The following is a 15,667-nucleotide window of genomic DNA, read 5'->3' on the forward strand; positions in this document are numbered from 1 at the left end:
CAAACCCGAAAGTCTGCCCAGTGCGGGGTATAAATCATAATTGGCACTGGCTTATCAAGCACCCTGTTGAGTTCTCAAAGAACAACCACACACCACCCGAAAGCCCCGACCAACAGGACCCCCGACCTGGGGTATCTCGTTCACCGTGACCGGCGCTTCCGCGCTGGGCACTTTTACTACGTTACCTCACCGTCTGCCCCGTGTCAACCGGTGTATTCCGGTGTGTCACGCTTTGTACGGCCTTGCTCCGCTGAGTGCACACAGCGACCAGCGCTGTGCTTGATCATCGGATTTGGCAGAACCGGCCGCTACGGTCTCCCGTAGGCTCGCCCGGTGCTCTGCCGATCGACAACACTACCCGGTCGGTTCCGCCCGTCCAAATCCGCCCTGCGGCGTTTCGGTGAGCCCCACCCGGTCCGTGTCGTAGTGGGCTGATGCCCTCGACGACCCGGTGCCAAACCTGGAACCTGACTCCTGGGGCTTTCGTCCCGTTTGCCCGTTCCGCGCTGGCAGAGAGAAAGTTACGCGGTTTCGGGTTTGATCGTCAAATCCGCAGGTCATCGCCGTGAAGCCCGGCGCGCTGCCCGCCAACCCCGGATGCCGAGCACCCCCACCGTGGTCCCGATGACCAGTGCGGCGGCGATCAGGAGCAGGTGGATCCAGAAGAAGCCGGTCGGTGCGCCGCCGCCGACCGTCCCACCGGCCCAGGCCCGCGCGTCGTTCCAGATGGCCAGCCCGAACCTCGGCCAGATCGCCCAGGTCCACACCCCGACCCCGATCAGGAACAGCGACCAACCCCGCGACAACACCATGGTCACCGAGTATTCCAGTGCTCCCGGTCCCCACCCGGGGCGAGCACGGATGCGCACCCCCGACGGCCGCGTGCCCGGCAGGTACGCCGTCGGCACCGACGCGGACAGTCGCTTCGTTTCCGCCATTCCCATCGGCCGAGCCAGACCGAGCCAGCCACGTCTACCAGGCCAGTCAAGCCCGCCGAGCCCAGCCAGCGCCGACCGGGGCGGGCCAGGCCAACCACGCCCGCCGGGCCAACCAAGCCAGCCACGTCTACCAGGCCAGCCACGCCCGCCGAGCCCAGCCAGCGCCGACCAGGCCAGCCACGCCTGCTGAGGCCGGCCAGGCCGAACGGGTCGAGCGGGCCGGCGTCGCCGCCGGCGGGCAGTCGAGAACCGGGTGTACCCGCCGCCGGGCAGCCCGCTACCGTTGCGGCATGACCAGCGCGCCCGCCCGGCACCCCGGAACGTCGTACGACGTCCAGGTCGGTGCGGAGCGACGCCGGCGATCCGTCGCCCGCCCGCGCTGACCCATTCCCTGCGACCGGCGGATCGAGCCGCCGGTCACCGCCGCTGTCCTCGGTCCGTCCGCAGACTCTCCCGTCCCGGAGATCCGCGTTGACGGATCCGAGCAGAACGGCATACCCATGGATCTTGAAAGGCTGCTCACCGACCGGCTGACGCCGGCGTTCACCGCCGTGGCCGACGGCCCGGTCGACCCCGTGGTACGGCGCTCGCCGCGCGCGGACTTCCAGTCCGACGCGGCGTTGGCGCTGGCCCGACGGCTCGGCCGGCCGCCGCGCGAGATCGCCCAGGCGGTGCTGGACCGTGCGGTCCTCGACGACGTCTGCGCGACGGCGGAGGTCTCCGGTCCGGGCTTCGTCAACCTGACGATCGACGACGGCGCGCTGGCCGGCATGGTCGCCGCGCTGGCCGCCGATGACCGGCTCGGGGTGCCGGTGACGGCCGCACCGGAGACCGTCGTGGTCGACTACTCGGGGCCCAACGTGGCGAAGGAGATGCACGTCGGGCACCTGCGCTCCACGGTCATCGGCGACGCGGCGGTCCGGCTACTGGGCTGGCTCGGGCACCGGGTCGTGCGGGTCAATCACATCGGCGACTGGGGCACCCCGTTCGGGATGCTGATCGCGCATCTGGTGGACCTCGGTGAGGCGGAGGCGGCACAGGAGCTGTCCATCGGCGACCTCGACGGGTTCTACCGGGCGGCCCGGTCGAAGTTCGACGCCGACCCGGCCTTCCGGGACCGGGCGCGGCAGCGGGTGGTCGCGTTGCAGGGTGGCGATCCGGAGACGCGGCGGCTGTGGCGGCTGCTGGTCGAGCAGTCCCAGCGGTACTTCCTGACCGTGTACCAACTGCTCGACGTCACCCTGACCGAAGGCGACTTCCGGGGCGAGAGCGCGTACGACGACCGGCTCGGTGCGGTGGTGGGCGACCTCGACCGGCTCGGGCTGCTCACCGACAGCGCCGGGGCGACCTGCGCCTTCCCACCGGGGTTCACCGGGCGGGACGGCGCACCGCTGCCGTTGATCGTGCGCAAGGGCGACGGTGGGTACGGCTATCCGGCGACCGACCTGGCCGCGCTGCGGCTGCGTACCGGCGAGCTGGGCGCGACCCGGCTGCTCTACGTGGTCGGCCTGCCGCAGCGGCAGCACTTCGCGATGGTGTTCGCGGTGGCCGGGCAGGCCGGCTGGTTGCGCCCGCCAACCCGCGCCGAGCACCTCGGCTTCGGCTCGGTCCTCGGTCCGGACGGGCGGATGCTGCGCAGTCGGACCGGGGAGTCGGTGAAGCTGGTCGACCTGCTGACGGAGGCGGTGACCCGGGCGACCGCGCTGGCCCGGACCAAGAACCCCGCGCTGGACGAGGCGCACGCGGCCGAGATCGGCCGGGCCGTCGGTATCGGCGCGGTCAAGTACGCCGACCTGGTCACCGACCGCACCCGCGACTACGTGCTGGACTGGGAGCGGATGCTGGCACTCGACGGCAACACCGCCCCCTACCTGCAGTACGCGTACGCCCGGACCAGGTCGGTGTCGCGGCGGGCCGGCACCGCTGTCGACCCGGACGCCCGGGTCGTGCTCACCGCGCCGGCCGAGCGGGCGCTGGCGTTCGAGCTGCTCGGGTTCGCCACTGTCGTCCACGAGGTGGCCCGGACGATGGAGTTCCACCAGCTCGCCGGCTACCTGCACCGGTTGGCGACCCGGTTCAGCGCGTTCTACGAGCGCTGCCCGGTGCTGCGGGCAGACGGGGACCTGCGGGCCAGCCGGTTGCTGCTGACCGACCTGACCGGCCGCACCCTGCGGCAGGGGCTCTACCTGCTCGGCATCCGTACCGTCGAGCGGATGTGAGCCGATCGGCCCGTGGTCGACCCGGGCCGGGCCGGGTGGCGCGGCCCGGGTCGTCAGCTGGCCCCGGTGCGCAGTTGCTCGAAGTAGGGCTTCATCGCCGGGTAGTAGTCACCGAAGTCGGTCTTCGGGGCGTCCGCCGGGGCGTCCGGGCCTGCGGCCACCAGGAGATCGAGGTAGAACTCCCAGCCGGGGCCGATCTCGCCGACGTGCTCCTCGCTGTCGAGGTGGTGGGTGAACCGCAGTTGGGTGGTGCCGGCCGTCTCGGTGAGCGCCAGCTCGATCCGCCAGCCGCCCGACTCGTCGGCCGACGACACGGCCAGGTGCCGGGGCGCCTCGCACGCCTCGATCCGCAGCGCCGTCCAGGGGGTGCCGTCCTCGAAGGCCATCTGCAACCGGATCGTGCGGCCGGGGCCGGCGTCGCCCTCCCACCGCCCGAACCAGCGGGCGGTGCGGTCGGGTTCGGTGACGCTCGCCCAGACGTCCTCGATCGGGGCGCGGAAGGTGCGCACCAGCACCAGGTCGGTGCCGGTGAGGGTGCGGAACAACTGCCCGGTGGGGATGCCGGTCATGCGGTCTCTCCTACTGCTCGGGGTGCCGTGTCGCGGGTGCGCCGCTCACGGCGGGTGCGGTGGACCTCTGTCTCCAGCGCATCGAGGTGCTGCGCCCAACCGCGCGGACGACGCAACCGGGCGAGCCAGTCGACCAGCTCGGTGAGCCGGTCGGTGTCGAGCCGGTAGCGCCGCTGCCGACCCACCAGCTCGCTGTGGACCAGGCCGCTGTCCCGCAGCACCCGCAGGTGGCGGCTAACGGCCGGTCTGCTCACCGGGAACCGGTCGGCGATCTCCCCGGCCGGGAGGTCACCGTCGCGCAGCAGCTCAAGGATGCTGCGGCGGATCGGATCGGATATCGCCGCCGCCACCTCGTCCACCCGGAAAGCGTAACCCATCGGTTACGGGTTTCCCGGGGTGCCCCCGTCAGCGCAGCGGGGCCGGCAGTGGGCGTACCCCGGTGAGCTCTTCGGAGCGGGCCCAGAGGTCGGCCGCGAGCTGCCGGTCGGTGGCGGTACCGCGCAGCGGCGCGAAGGTGGGCTCCGCGCGGCGCAACAGCCGGCCGGGGCCGATGTGCCGGCCGGTGGGCGCGGTCGGCACGGTGGCCGCGAAGAGCATCGGTGCCGCAGCCTCGTCGAGAGGGCGGCGCAGCGGCCCCATGACGACGGTCTCCACCCGCCGGGCGAGGGAGGGCAGGTCCCGGGAGAGGTCGGTCCTGGTCATCCCGGGGTGGGTGAGCAGACTGCGCACCGGTGAGCCGGCGGTCCGCAGCCGTCGGTCGAGTTCCAGCCCGAACAGCACGTTGGCCAGCTTCGATGTGGCGTACGCCCCGCCGGGGGAGTAGCGGCGCTCGGCGGCCAGGTCGGTCAGGTCGAGTCGACCGAGCCGGTAGAGACCCGAGGAGACGGTGACCACGACCGGCGTCCGGCCGGCGGTCAACACGGGCAGCAGCCGCCCGGTGAGGGCGAAGTGGCCGAGGTGGTTGGTGGCGAACTGGCTCTCCACCCCCTGTGGGCTCAGCCGTCGGGGAACGGTGCCGATGCCGGCGTTGTTGACCAGCGCGTCCACCACGTCGACCGCACTCCCGAGGTCCTCGGTGAAGGCGCGGACCGAGTCCAGGTCGAGCAGGTCCAGTCGACGCACGACGAGATCGGCCCGGGGGTGGTCGCGCAGGATCCCGGCCCGGACCCGGGCACCCTTGGCGGTGTCCCGGACGGCCATCACCACCCGGCCCCCGCGGGCGGCCAGGTGGCGGGTGATCGCCACGCCGAGCCCGCTGCTGGCGCCGGTGACCACGAACGTCCGGCCGGACTGGTCGGTGAGATCGGCGACGGTCCAACCGGGTGCGCTGTCCATGGGGTGCCTTCCGGTGGAGGAATGAAGTGGATTACCTATCCGATTGAACCCGGAGGTAAACGGATTGTCAATCCGATCGGATGGTCCATCCGTCGGGTTAGGCTGGCGCGGTGACGACGACACTGCGTGCGGACGCCGCCCGCAACCGGGAACGGGTGCTCACCACCGCCCGTGCCGTGGTGGCGGAAGGTGACCTGTCGTTGCCGCTCAACGAGATCGCCCGGCGGGCCGCAGTCGGCGTCGGCACGGTCTACCGGCACTTCCCGACCCGACGGGCGCTGCTGGAGGCGCTCGCCGCCGACGCCTTCGCCGCGCTGCTCGACCAGGCACGGGCGGCAACCCGCGAGGACGACCCGTGGGCCGGCGTGGAGCTGCTGCTACGGGCCTTCCTGCGCAGTCAACTTGACGATCCGGCCCTCGCCGAGGTGCTCGCGACCCCCGCTGAACAGGACGCCACCACGCAGACCACAGCCGGTCGCGCGGAGTTGGGCGACCTGGCCGCGACCGTGCTGGAGCAGGCGACCCGGGCCGGCCGGCTACGCCCCGGCCTCACGCTGGACGATCTGCAACACCTGGTCTGCGGTACCGCGTTCGCCGCCCGGATCGCCGGCACGCCCCGGCACCGCGACGAGCTGTACCTGACCGTGCTGCTCGCCGGGGTCCGCGCACCCGACCCCGGCGAGGGGTCACGGCAGGCCGACTAACCGGGCCGGACGCACGGGTCGGCGGTCGTGGTCGACGGGCTGTCCGCCGTACGGCCGTCGGTGCCGGTCACCCGCACCGACCAGGTCACCGCCGAGGCACCGAGCACACTCACCGTCACCTGGGCGGACGACCCGTCCACGGTCATCGCCCGGCTCGCCGCCCGGCCGCCCGCAGGTGTCCACCGCACCCGGGCCGTCCCGAGCGTGGCACTGCCGGTGGCCCGGACGACCAGGCTCCAGGTGGCCGCGCCGCAGCGCACGTGCGCGTTCGCCGTCACCGTGAAGGGCACGGCCAGCGGCAGCGCGGCCGGCGGGTGGGGCACGGCCGGTTTTCCGGTCGGGGCGGGGACCGGCGGCGTACCCGCAGGCGGCACGACGGCGGTCGGCTGCCCGGCTCCGGCCGACGGCGAAGCGACGACCGGCGGCGGGACCGCCGTGGCCGGCACACCGGCACCGACCGGACCCGACGGCGACGCACCCCGCTGCGGGGAACCGCCGCCCGTCGGGGCGGTCGACGACGTGCCACCGGACAGCTCGCCGGAGGTCACCGCCGCCTGCTCGGCGGCCGGCCCGCCGGGTGACAACGCCCAGGTCCCGGCCCCGAGGAGCAGCAACAACAGCAGCAGACCGGCGAGCCGCCGCCGGTTGCGCCGGCGGGCCGGCGGGCCGGTGGTGACCGCGACCGGCCGCTGCGGGCCGGCGGTGGTGCCCGCAGCCGCCGCGTCATCCGAGGTCACCACCGCCACGGGCGCGGCGACCGGCACCGCGTGGACGACCCGTCCGCCAGCGGCGGCATCCGGGGCGTCCCCCACGACGACGGAGTCCCCCGGCGACGCAGCGGTCTCGGACGACGGAGGCGTCTCGGGCCGGCCGTCGGACGCCCCGACCGGACCGGCCGGGTCGGGGACCTCTCCCGGGGCGGCGGCGTCGACGGCACCCCCATCGGTCGGACCCCCGTCGGCGGAGCCCCCGTCGGTCGGACCCGCATCGGCGGAGCCCCCGTCGGTCGGACCCGCATCGGCGGAGCCCCCGTCGGCAGGGTCGTCGCCGGCGGGGCCGGGGCCGGGGCCGGCGACCTGGCCGGTGGCGGGATCCACGTCGGCGAGTCGCGGCCAGACCGAGTCGGCGACCACCAGAAAACCCGGTGCCGTGTACGCGGTCAGCAGCGCCGCCGGATTGCACTGCTCGCGCCGGAGCAGCCCGCACCGGGCGCAGTCGTCGATGTGCCGGGCGACCCGCTTGCGCAGGGTCGGGGTGAGCCGGCCCTGCCAGTCGTCGAGCACGTCGGCCAGGGCCGGGCAGTCCCGCGCCCCGCCCCGGGCGACGAGCAGCGCACCCAGTGCCCGTTCGAGCTGGGACCGGGCCCGGGACAACCGGGCGTGCGCATGGTTGGCGGGCACCCCGAGCGCCGCGCCGATGTCGGCGGAGGACAGGTCGTGACGGATCGCCAGGTGCACCACCTCACGGTCACCGGGGTTGAGCGCGGCGACCGCCAGGTGCACCAGGTCGCGTACCTGGTCGGCGTTGACGGCGGCGGCCGGATCGGCGGTGTCGGCGACCGGCTCGGTCGCCTCCGCCAGCGGCGCGGAGCGGGACCGCTCCCGCAACTGCCGCAGGCACTCCGTCCGCACGATCGCGTACAGCCAGGACCGCAGCCGGTCCGGGTCACGCAGCTGGTCGATGCGCTGACCGGCGAGGAGGAACGCGTCGTGGACGGCGTCCGCGGCGGCCTCCGGCTCGCGCAGCATCACCCGGGCGTACGTGTAGAGCCGGTCGGCGTACCGCCGGTAGATGCCCTCCAGGCCGACCCGGTCACCCCGTCGCAGCGCGTCGACCAGCGCCCGGTCGTCCAGCGCCGTCACATCCATCCGTGCCCCCACCACTCGTCCACCGGTCCAGTAGAGCGAAGAAAAAATTTCCCGGGAACTTTCTGTTGGCATGCCGACCCCCCGGCACTCCCACGGGTGTCATCGCAGCGCCGACACCGGGAGACACCCCATGACAACGACACGTTCCTCGACCCGCCGACCGGGCACCGGCCGACGCCGGTACCTGGCCACCGTAGTGGTCGCGACGCTCGCCGCCGGACTCGTCGCGGCCACCTCGGTGGACGCCACCGCCGCCACCGTCCCGGGTGGCCCGACCGGGGTGCCCGGGGCCGCCGGTGTCGAACCGCTGGCCTTCCGGGTCGACCCGGGCCTGACCGCGCCCCGGCTGTCACTCGACACCGTCGGTCGGGTCGGCACCGACCGGGAGGTCGGTGTGGTGGCCGGGCCGGACGGGAAGCCCGCCGGCCTGGTGCTCGACGAGGTGATGGTGCGGGTCGCCGGCCAGTCCGAACTGGACGCCTTCCTGGCCCGCTGGGGTGGTCAGGTGCTCGACTCGTTCGCCCCCGACGAGCAGGGGCAGGACCACCTGGTCCGGGTGGACGCCAACCGGGCCGACCCGGCGGGGCTGGTCGCCGACCTGCTCGCCGCCGAGCCACGCCAGTCCGGCGGGTACCGGGTCGGCGACGAGCGCGCGTTGCGGCTGCTCGCGCTGGCCGCCGCCGAGTGGCGTACGGGCACCGAGCTGGTCCTCGACTGGCTGGTGGAGCCGTCCGGCATCACCGACGGCCAGGTGTTCGAGGCCCCGGACATCGGCAAGAACGTCTTCGACTGGCCGTTCATGCGGGCCGGTGGCGCGATGGACATCGGGGTGGCGCCGGCCTGGCAGCTGCTGGAGAGCAAGGGTCGGCTGACCAAGCAGGTGAAGTACCTGGTGCAGGACGGCGGCTTCCAGTTCAACTCCGACTTCCCCAGCAAGGTCTCGCTGCACAAGGCGGAATGGGGCGAGAGCAACACCAACGACTGCACCGGCGGCACGCCCTGCCCGTGGCACGCCTCCAGCGTGGTCCTCGCCGGGATGGGCCGGGTCGACAACGACTACGGCACCGCCGGTCCGGCCGGGCCGGTGGTGCAGGAACTGGTCGCCGTCCGCAACGGCATCGACTACTGGACGGTCCTGCGCCGGCTGGAGAAGGCCGCCGAGTCGACCCACCCGGACGTGGTCAACCTCAGCTTCACCCGGGACGTGAACCTCGGCGTCAGCCACGCGCGCACCTGGACCGACCGGCGGATGAAGCACGTCCGGGACACCGGGGCGCTGATCGTCGCCGCCGCCGGCAACAACGGCACGAACGTCGACGGCGACACCCTCTGGGTGCCCTGCGAGAGCACGCACGTCATGTGCGTGGGCGGGATGAACACGAACGCGACGGTGTCCGGCGGGTCGAACTGGGGCACCAAGGACCTCACCACGTCGGTGGAGATCTACGGTCCGATGTGTGTGACGGGCCTGACCGATCCGGGTACGCCCGCGGTCAACACCACGAAGAGCACCTGCGGCACCAGTGTCGCCTCGCCGTTCGTGGGCGGGGTCGCCGCCCTGGTGATGGCCGCCGACCCGACGCTCACCTCCGAGCAGGTCCGCGAGATCCTCAACGACACCGCCCACGTCGGCGGGCTGGGCGACAAGGTGACCGGCAGCCAGCGCCGGGTCGACGCGCTGGCCGCCGTCGCCGAGGCGCTGGGCGTGACCGTCGGCAAGCCCACGGTGACCATCAGCACCCCGAAGACCAAGCAGAAGGTCGGGGTGAACCAGTCGGTGGACCTGTGGGGCACCGCCACCGACTTCCTGGGCAAGGAGATCCCGCTCACCTGGACCAGCAGCCTCGACGGTGAGCTGGCCACCGGGTCGCAGACGTTCGTGCCGTCGCTCTCGGCCGGCAGCCACGTCATCACCGCCAGCGCCACCGACAGTCTGGGGCGTACCGGCTCGGCGTCGGTGACCGTCACGGTGGTGGACAGCCCGACGACGGTGGGGATCATCTCGCCGCCGGCGGGGCTGACCCTCACGGCGGGGCAGTCGGTCGGACTGCTCGGCACCTCGAACGATCCGGACCTCTTCGGGCAGCTCCCCGACGCGGAGGTGTCCTGGACGGTCCGGCGCGGCAACACGGTGGTCCTGGAGAAGGCCGGTCACCAGGCCCTGCTGCCGGCGAACGCGGTCACGCCGGGGGCGTACACCGTGACGTTCGCGGCGGGTGGGGCGAGCGTGCAGCGGGCCTTCGCGGTCACCTCGGCACCGGCCGGGCAGTCCCGGCCGGTCGCCACGATCACCCTGCCGACGCCGGCCCTGGAGCTGACCACGATCGAGTCCGGGCCGAAGTCGGTCGCGTTCGTCGGGACCGGGTTCGACGTCGAGGACGGCGTGGTCGCCGGGACCCGGTTCCGGTGGACGGCGTACGGCGACGGCGGCGTCAAGCAGGTGCTGTGCCAGGGCGGCGGGGTGCCCACCGGCGAACCGGTCGACGACAAGGGCACGCCGAAGAACTGTGCTTCCTTCACGGCGGCGCTGGCCCAGCTGACCAGCGGGACGGACACCACCACCTGGTCGGTGTGGCTGGAGGTCTTCGACGCGTCGGGTCTGGTCGGCACGGACTCCGTGCCGGTCCGGATCCGGCGGGTCACCCCCTGACGGTCCGTTTCCCCATCCGAACTCCGCCCGGGGCCGACCGGTTCCGGGACCGCACGACACGAGGAGAGAACATCATGCGCAGCCAAGAGTGGACGCGACGGACGGTCGCCCTGGGTGGTGCCCTGCTGAGCGCGGTGGTGCTCGGTCAGGTCGCGCTCAGCGGGCCGGTGGCGGCGGTGCCCGGCCTGCTGATCCGCACGACGGTCGGGCCGAGCAACAGCGTCGCCAAGTCGCAGAGCGCGGTATGCCCGACCGGCACCACGGTCATCGGTGGGGGTGGCGCGATCACCGGGTCGGGTCTCGGCCAGGTGGGCATGGACATCATGCAGCCGTTGGCCAATTCCGGGCTCTACTCGGTGACCGGCCGGGAGGACCCGAACGGTGTCGCCGGGAACTGGTCGGTCACCGCGAGTGCGATCTGCGCCCCGGCGCCGTCGGGGCTGGAGGTGGTGACCGGCCACTCCGCGTCCAACTCGGTCAACCCGAAGTTCCTGGAGTTGTTCTGCCCGGTGGGCAAGCGGGCCATCGGCGGCGGTGGTGCGGCCCTGGCCCTCGGCTCGGGGGCGAGTGACGTGCTCCTGGAGGATCTGCGGATCAACCAGAGCAGCGTGACGGTGGCGGGGGTCGAGGCCGGCAACGCCTTCGCGGGCAACTGGTCGGTGGACGCGTCGGTGATCTGCGTCAACCCGCTCCCCGGTGAGCAGCGGGTGATCGTGGACAGCGCCGACAACTCCACGGCCAGCCGTGCGGTCACCGCCACCTGCCCGGCCGGCACGCGCCTGCACGGGGTCGGCGGCGAGATCGTCGGTGGCGAGGGCCAGGTGCGGCTGACCGAGATGCGGCCCACCTCGTCGACCACCGCCACGGTACGCGCCGCCGAGGACGAGAACGGTTTCAGCGGCAACTGGAAGGTGCGCGCGTACGCCGTCTGCGCGACCTGAGTCACCGGTCGTCGACTCGACGGCCACCCCTGCGGCCCTGCGGTCCCGCGCCGATTCTCCGGCGCGGACCGTGGGGCCGCCCGCCGTCGGGGCCGGGGTCCCCCCGGTTCCTCGTGCCGTCGGGCGCGGGAAACGGGCGGGGTGAGGAACGGGCGGGGGTCGCGGCGCAGGGTTGTGTCGACCTTCGCCGATGAGTAACGTCACGAATCGGTGCGACTACTCAACGTCATGGCAGGAGTGTTCCACATGACACAGACCACGCAGACCGACCTGCCCCACTGGCCGCCGGTCAACCCGGCCCGCAGCCCGTTCGCCCTGCTCGACGACGCCGAAAGGCTGCGCCTCGCCGATCAGGCGGTGACCCGGGTGCAGCTGCCCACCGGAGCCACCGCCTGGCTGGTCACCCGGCATCCCGAGGTGCGGCAGCTGCTGCGCCACCCGGCGTTCAGCTCCGATCTGCAACGCCCCGGCTTTCCCCTGCTCCGCCCGTTGCCTCCCGAGGTGACGGCGGATTCCCAGGGGGCCTTCATCCGGATGGACGGCGAGGCGCACCTGCGGCTGCGCCGGATGCTCACCGCAGAGTTCATGATCAGGAATGTCCGCCGGATCGAACCGCTGATCCACCAGACCGTCTCCGAGGCCCTGGCCGACCTGGCCGCCGCCGGCCCACCGGCCGACTTCGTGTCGACGTTCGCCCTGCCGCTGCCGTCCAAGGTGATCTGTCACCTGCTCGGCGTCCCCTACGCCGACCACGACTTCTTCCAGTCCCGCAGCCGGCTGCTGCTCAACCGCCAGGTGCCGATGGACCAGCTCCAGCACGCCGCCCAGGAGCTGCGGGAATACCTCCGGTCGCTGATCGACGCCAAGCGGGCCCGGCCCGACGACGCCGACGACCTGCTCAGCCGGCTGATCCGGGAACGCGTCGAGCCGGGTGAACTCGGCGTCGACGAACTCGGCGGGATGGCCCTGCTGCTGCTCATCGCCGGCCACGAGACCACCGCCAACATGCTCGGCCTGAGCGTCCTGCTGCTGACCCGCCACCCCGGGCGGTACGCGCTCCTGCGCGACCGCCCCGACCTCGCCCCGGGCATGGTGGACGAGCTGCTGCGCTACCTCAGCATCGTCCGGACCGGGCTGTTCCGGGTGGCCACCGAGGACGTCGAGATCGGCGACCGGCTGATCCGGGCCGGCGAGGGCGTCATCGCCCTGCTCTCCCTGGCCAACCGGGACCCGGAGGTCTTCGACGACCCCGACGGGTTCGACCCGTACCGGCAGGCCCACCAGCACCTGGCCTTCGGGTTCGGGATGCACCAGTGCATCGGTCAGCCCCTCGCCCGAGCCGAACTGCGCGTCGCGCTGGTGGAGTTGGCCCGCCGCTTCCCCGACCTGAGGGTGGCGGCGGACCCACAGGAGTTGACCACCCGGGACAACTCGGTCGTGTTCGGCCTGGACGCTCTCCCGGTGACCTGGTGACGCCCGCACCACGACAGCTGGGCGGGAGGCGACACCCCGGGTGGTCGTCGACCGGGAGCGGTGCTGCGGGGCGGGCAACTGCGTCCTGACCGCCCCGGAGGTCTTCGACCAGGACGACACCGACGGCCTGGTACTGCTACGCGACCCCGCCCCGGGGGCCGCGTCGCGCGACCGCGTCCAACGGGCCGTCGACCTCTGCCCGGCGGGTGCGATCCGGGTCGGCTGACGGCACCGGTGAGCGTCCGTCATCCCCATCCGCGCCGCGCTGGTCGGGTGCCCGGCCCCGTGACCCGGGCACCCGACCGGCGGCCGCTCACGGGAGAAGTTCGACGTACCCGTCGGTGCCGTGCACGCGGATCCGCTGCCCGTCCGGGATCAGCCGGGTGGCGTCCACCACCCCGACGACGGCCGGCAGGCCGTACTCCCGGGCGATCACCGCGCCGTGGGTCATCAGGCCACCGACCTCGGTGACCAGCCCGGCGACGGTGACGAACAGCGGCGTCCAACTGGGATCGGTGTACGGCGTGACGAGGATGTCCCCCGGTTCGAGATCGGCCCGTGCCACGTCCCGCACCACGCGCGCCCGACCCTCGACGGTCCCGGCGGAGACCGCCAGGCCGACCAGCGCGCCGACCGGCACGTCGTCCCGCTGGTACGTCCCGGCGACGATCTCGCCCTCCGAGGTGAGCACCCGGGGCGGGGTGAGCGCCCGGTACGACAGGTGCTCCGCCGCCCGTCGGCGGATGAGCCCGTCGTCGACCCGGCGGGTACGGACGACCTCGTCGAGTTCGGGGAACGTGAGGTACCAGATGTCCTCCCGGTCCCGCAGCACATCCTCGGCCACCAGGCGGTCGGCCTCGGCCAGCAACGCCTGCTTGTACGCGAAGGTGCGGGTGACCATGCCGTACTTCGGGTACTCCCGGTAGCCGACGAACGTCCGGGCCCGGTCGATCATCCGTTTGGTCCGCTCGGCCTTGTCCGCGCCGCCGTCGGGCAGGGCCCGCAGCCGCTCCAGCACCTCCCGCTCCTTGTCCCGCGCCGTGCGCAGGCCCTGCTCGAAGTGCCGCCCGCCGGCCCCCGGTGCGAAGTTCCTGATGTTGCCCAGGATCAGCGGCACCAGCATGGCGGGACGTTCCCGCCAGCGGGGCCGGGTGATGTCGATCTCGCCGACCCCGCGCATGCCGTACCGGTCGAGCCAGGACCCGATGGCCACCCGGGCCTCCCGGCCACCGGCGAGCTGGTCCAGCCCGGCCAGCAGGTCGTCCGGCCCGCCGGGGGCGTCGCACTCCCGGCCGGGCCCGCCGTCGTCCGCCACCCGGCTCAGGAAGGCCACGACCTCCGGGTACGGCCGGATCGCGTCGGCGACGTCCAGCAGGGCCAGCCCCATCTCGGAGGTGACGTTGTGCGGGACGGACTGGGTGAGCGGGTCGGCGGCGTTGCGCTCACCGAGCCACTCCTGGAGGTGCTCGTTGAGCCACCAGACCGCCTCCATCCCGGCCATGATGACCGGGATGCTCCTCGGATCGATCATCATCCGGGTCAGCCGGGGGAAGTCGGTCCGGATGAAGTCGAGCAGCGCCGGCCCGGACTTCGTCCGGATCTCGCGGAGCAGGGCGGCGTTGGCGTCGTCGATCCGGGTGATCAGCTCGGTGACCAGTGCGGGATCGGTCTCGACGGGCGGTGCCGCCGGCCCGGGTGGCGGCCCGGCGGGCTTCTCGTCCGGCACCTCCCGGACGAAGTCACCGCGCTCCACGACGGTGCGCAACGCGTCCCCGATCAGCGGGTCGGACCTGCCCAGGGCCGCCAGCAGGCCGGTGCGGCCGGTCGGCGACGCCAGCTCGGGCGTCACGTCGGCGAACAACCGGCCGGCGGCCTCGTACATGGGCCGGGCGGCGATCAGCTGGTACATCGAGAACCCGAGGGGCTTCATCGGGTCGGTCATCATCTGCTGGTGGCCCACGGACACGTAGACGTGGTTGTCGGTGTCGTCGGCCACCGGGACCGGGAACAGCGTGGTGACCGGTCGGGTCTGGACGATCTGGAAGTCGTCGTCGACCAGGCACCACTCGATGTCCTGCGGCTGACCGAAGTGCGCCTCGATCCGCCGGCCCAGCCGCACCAGCCGGACGACCTGCGGGTCGGTCAGCGCCGGCTGGTCCTGCCGCTGCGGGTCGACCGCCACCACCCGGGTCCCGCCGGTCGGCGTGGTCCGCACGGCGTGGCGTTTGGCGGCGATCGTCCGGGCGACGACACGGTCGTCGCGGACCCGGAAGACGTCCGCGTCGACCAGCCCGGAGACCAGGGCCTCGCCGAGGCCGAACCCGGCCTCCACGAAGGAGACCCGCCGGTTGCCGGTGACGGGATCGGCGGTGAACAGGACGCCCGCCGCCCCGGCGGGGACCATCCGCTGGACGACCACCGCCATCGCGACCCGGTGGTGGTCGATGCCGTTGCGCTGGCGGTAGGTGACGGCCCGCGCGGTGAACAGCGAGCCCCAGCACCGGCTGATCTGCCGCAGGACCGCCGTCGGGCCGACCACGTTGAGGAAGCTGTCCTGCTGCCCCGCGAAGGAGGCGGTCGGCAGGTCCTCCGCCGTCGCGCTGGACCGGACGGCGTACCCGCCGTGCCCACCGAGCGCATCGAGGGCACGGGTGATCTCCGTCGCGACGTCGTCGGGGACGGTGACGTTCTCGATGGTGCGGCGGATCTGCGCGCTGAGGGTGCCGATCGCCGCCCGTTCGGTGGGTGCCAGCCGGGCCAGTCGATCGAGTTGCCCGTCGAGTCCCGACGCCAGCGCGGTGACCCGCCGGAAGGCGTCCGTCGTCACGCAGAAGCCCGCCGGCACCCGGACCCCGTCGAGCCGGGTCAGTCCACCGAGGTGGGCGCCCTTGCCGCCGACCAGGTTCCGCTGCGTCGGGTCGACCTCACGCAGCCCCCGGACGTACCGACCGGTCATCGGGCGAACTCCGG

12 protein-coding genes are annotated in these 15,667 nt (G+C 73.0%); 6 read left to right on the forward strand and 6 right to left on the reverse strand.

Translation table 11 applies throughout. The annotated features are described in order from the left end of the window. Positions 1–557 precede the first annotated feature (557 nt). A complete protein-coding gene (locus tag AB0B63_RS25825; protein ID WP_219470445.1) occupies positions 558–812 on the reverse strand; it encodes an SCO4848 family membrane protein in 255 nt (84 codons plus the stop codon). A gap of 626 nt (positions 813–1,438) precedes the next feature. On the opposite strand from AB0B63_RS25825, the gene argS reads away from it, so the two are divergent. Then, positions 1,439–3,157: an arginine--tRNA ligase gene (gene argS / locus AB0B63_RS25830; protein ID WP_357023155.1), complete on the forward strand. Its 1,719-nt coding sequence runs from the start codon at positions 1,439–1,441 to the stop codon at positions 3,155–3,157. 53 nt (positions 3,158–3,210) lie between these two features. Here the strand turns inward: argS and AB0B63_RS25835 are convergent, their stop codons facing one another. From AB0B63_RS25835 to AB0B63_RS25845, 3 genes are read right to left on the reverse strand one after another with little or no spacing between them, the layout of a single operon-like run. Continuing rightward, positions 3,211–3,726, reverse strand: coding sequence for an SRPBCC family protein (locus AB0B63_RS25835; RefSeq protein WP_357023158.1), 516 nt, complete (start codon positions 3,724–3,726; stop codon positions 3,211–3,213). Then, the gene (locus AB0B63_RS25840) at positions 3,723–4,085 is read right to left on the reverse strand and encodes a metalloregulator ArsR/SmtB family transcription factor (protein ID WP_219465173.1); all 363 of its coding nucleotides are present in this window, start codon (positions 4,083–4,085) and stop codon (positions 3,723–3,725) included. The genes AB0B63_RS25835 and AB0B63_RS25840 overlap by 4 nt, the downstream gene beginning before the upstream one ends. 46 nt (positions 4,086–4,131) lie before the next feature. Further along, positions 4,132–5,061 (reverse strand): oxidoreductase, encoded by a 930-nt coding sequence (locus AB0B63_RS25845; protein WP_357023161.1) that lies wholly within the window; start codon positions 5,059–5,061, stop codon positions 4,132–4,134. 110 nt (positions 5,062–5,171) lie between these two features. Here AB0B63_RS25845 and AB0B63_RS25850 point away from each other — a divergent pair, with 110 nt between their 5' ends. Then, positions 5,172–5,765, forward strand: a complete 594-nt coding sequence (locus AB0B63_RS25850) for a TetR/AcrR family transcriptional regulator (protein ID WP_219465175.1) — start codon at positions 5,172–5,174, stop codon at positions 5,763–5,765. Here AB0B63_RS25850 and AB0B63_RS25855 read toward each other — a convergent pair. Beyond that, entirely contained in the window at positions 5,762–7,633 is a 1,872-nt protein-coding gene (locus AB0B63_RS25855) for a sigma-70 family RNA polymerase sigma factor (protein ID WP_357023166.1), read from the reverse strand. The genes AB0B63_RS25850 and AB0B63_RS25855 overlap by 4 nt on opposite strands. Before the next feature lie 130 nt (positions 7,634–7,763). Between AB0B63_RS25855 and AB0B63_RS25860 the strand changes: the two genes are divergently transcribed. The 4 genes from AB0B63_RS25860 (at position 7,764) to AB0B63_RS25875 (ending at position 12,923) form a co-directional block, all read left to right on the forward strand. Then, positions 7,764–10,283, forward strand: a complete 2,520-nt coding sequence (locus AB0B63_RS25860) for a S8 family serine peptidase (RefSeq protein WP_357023169.1) — start codon at positions 7,764–7,766, stop codon at positions 10,281–10,283. A 74-nt stretch (positions 10,284–10,357) separates the two neighbouring features. Next, positions 10,358–11,224, forward strand: a complete 867-nt coding sequence (locus tag AB0B63_RS25865; protein ID WP_357023172.1) for a hypothetical protein — start codon at positions 10,358–10,360, stop codon at positions 11,222–11,224. A gap of 246 nt (positions 11,225–11,470) precedes the next feature. Continuing rightward, the gene (locus tag AB0B63_RS25870; RefSeq protein ID WP_357023175.1) at positions 11,471–12,697 is read left to right on the forward strand and encodes a cytochrome P450; all 1,227 of its coding nucleotides are present in this window, start codon (positions 11,471–11,473) and stop codon (positions 12,695–12,697) included. Positions 12,698–12,737: 40 nt separating this feature from the next. Further along, positions 12,738–12,923, forward strand: a complete 186-nt coding sequence (locus AB0B63_RS25875) for a ferredoxin (protein WP_357023178.1) — start codon at positions 12,738–12,740, stop codon at positions 12,921–12,923. Between the two features lie 87 nt (positions 12,924–13,010). Here AB0B63_RS25875 and rph read toward each other — a convergent pair whose 3' ends face one another. Next, positions 13,011–15,653 carry a rifamycin-inactivating phosphotransferase gene (rph, locus tag AB0B63_RS25880; protein ID WP_357023180.1) on the reverse strand — a complete coding sequence of 881 codons (2,643 nt, stop codon included), beginning with the start codon at positions 15,651–15,653 and terminating at the stop codon, positions 13,011–13,013. Positions 15,654–15,667 lie beyond the last annotated feature (14 nt).

Origin of the sequence: Micromonospora sp. NPDC049081, assembly GCF_040648835.1 — a bacterium.
Classification (GTDB): Bacteria; Actinomycetota; Actinomycetes; order Mycobacteriales; family Micromonosporaceae; genus Micromonospora; species Micromonospora antibiotica.

What these genes read in the sequence shown, in the direction of transcription:
- AB0B63_RS25825 (WP_219470445.1), bottom strand. Translation starts at nt 812, where the DNA reads ATGGTGTTGTCGCGGGGTTGGTCGCTGTTCCTGATCGGGGTCGGGGTG.
- AB0B63_RS25845 (WP_357023161.1), bottom strand. Translation starts at nt 5,061, where the DNA reads ATGGACAGCGCACCCGGTTGGACCGTCGCCGATCTCACCGACCAGTCC.
- rph (WP_357023180.1), bottom strand. Translation starts at nt 15,653, where the DNA reads ATGACCGGTCGGTACGTCCGGGGGCTGCGTGAGGTCGACCCGACGCAG.
- AB0B63_RS25855 (WP_357023166.1), bottom strand. Translation starts at nt 7,633, where the DNA reads ATGGATGTGACGGCGCTGGACGACCGGGCGCTGGTCGACGCGCTGCGA.
- AB0B63_RS25835 (WP_357023158.1), bottom strand. Translation starts at nt 3,726, where the DNA reads ATGACCGGCATCCCCACCGGGCAGTTGTTCCGCACCCTCACCGGCACC.
- argS (WP_357023155.1), top strand. Translation starts at nt 1,439, where the DNA reads ATGGATCTTGAAAGGCTGCTCACCGACCGGCTGACGCCGGCGTTCACC.
- AB0B63_RS25860 (WP_357023169.1), top strand. Translation starts at nt 7,764, where the DNA reads ATGACAACGACACGTTCCTCGACCCGCCGACCGGGCACCGGCCGACGC.
- AB0B63_RS25870 (WP_357023175.1), top strand. Translation starts at nt 11,471, where the DNA reads ATGACACAGACCACGCAGACCGACCTGCCCCACTGGCCGCCGGTCAAC.
- AB0B63_RS25865 (WP_357023172.1), top strand. Translation starts at nt 10,358, where the DNA reads ATGCGCAGCCAAGAGTGGACGCGACGGACGGTCGCCCTGGGTGGTGCC.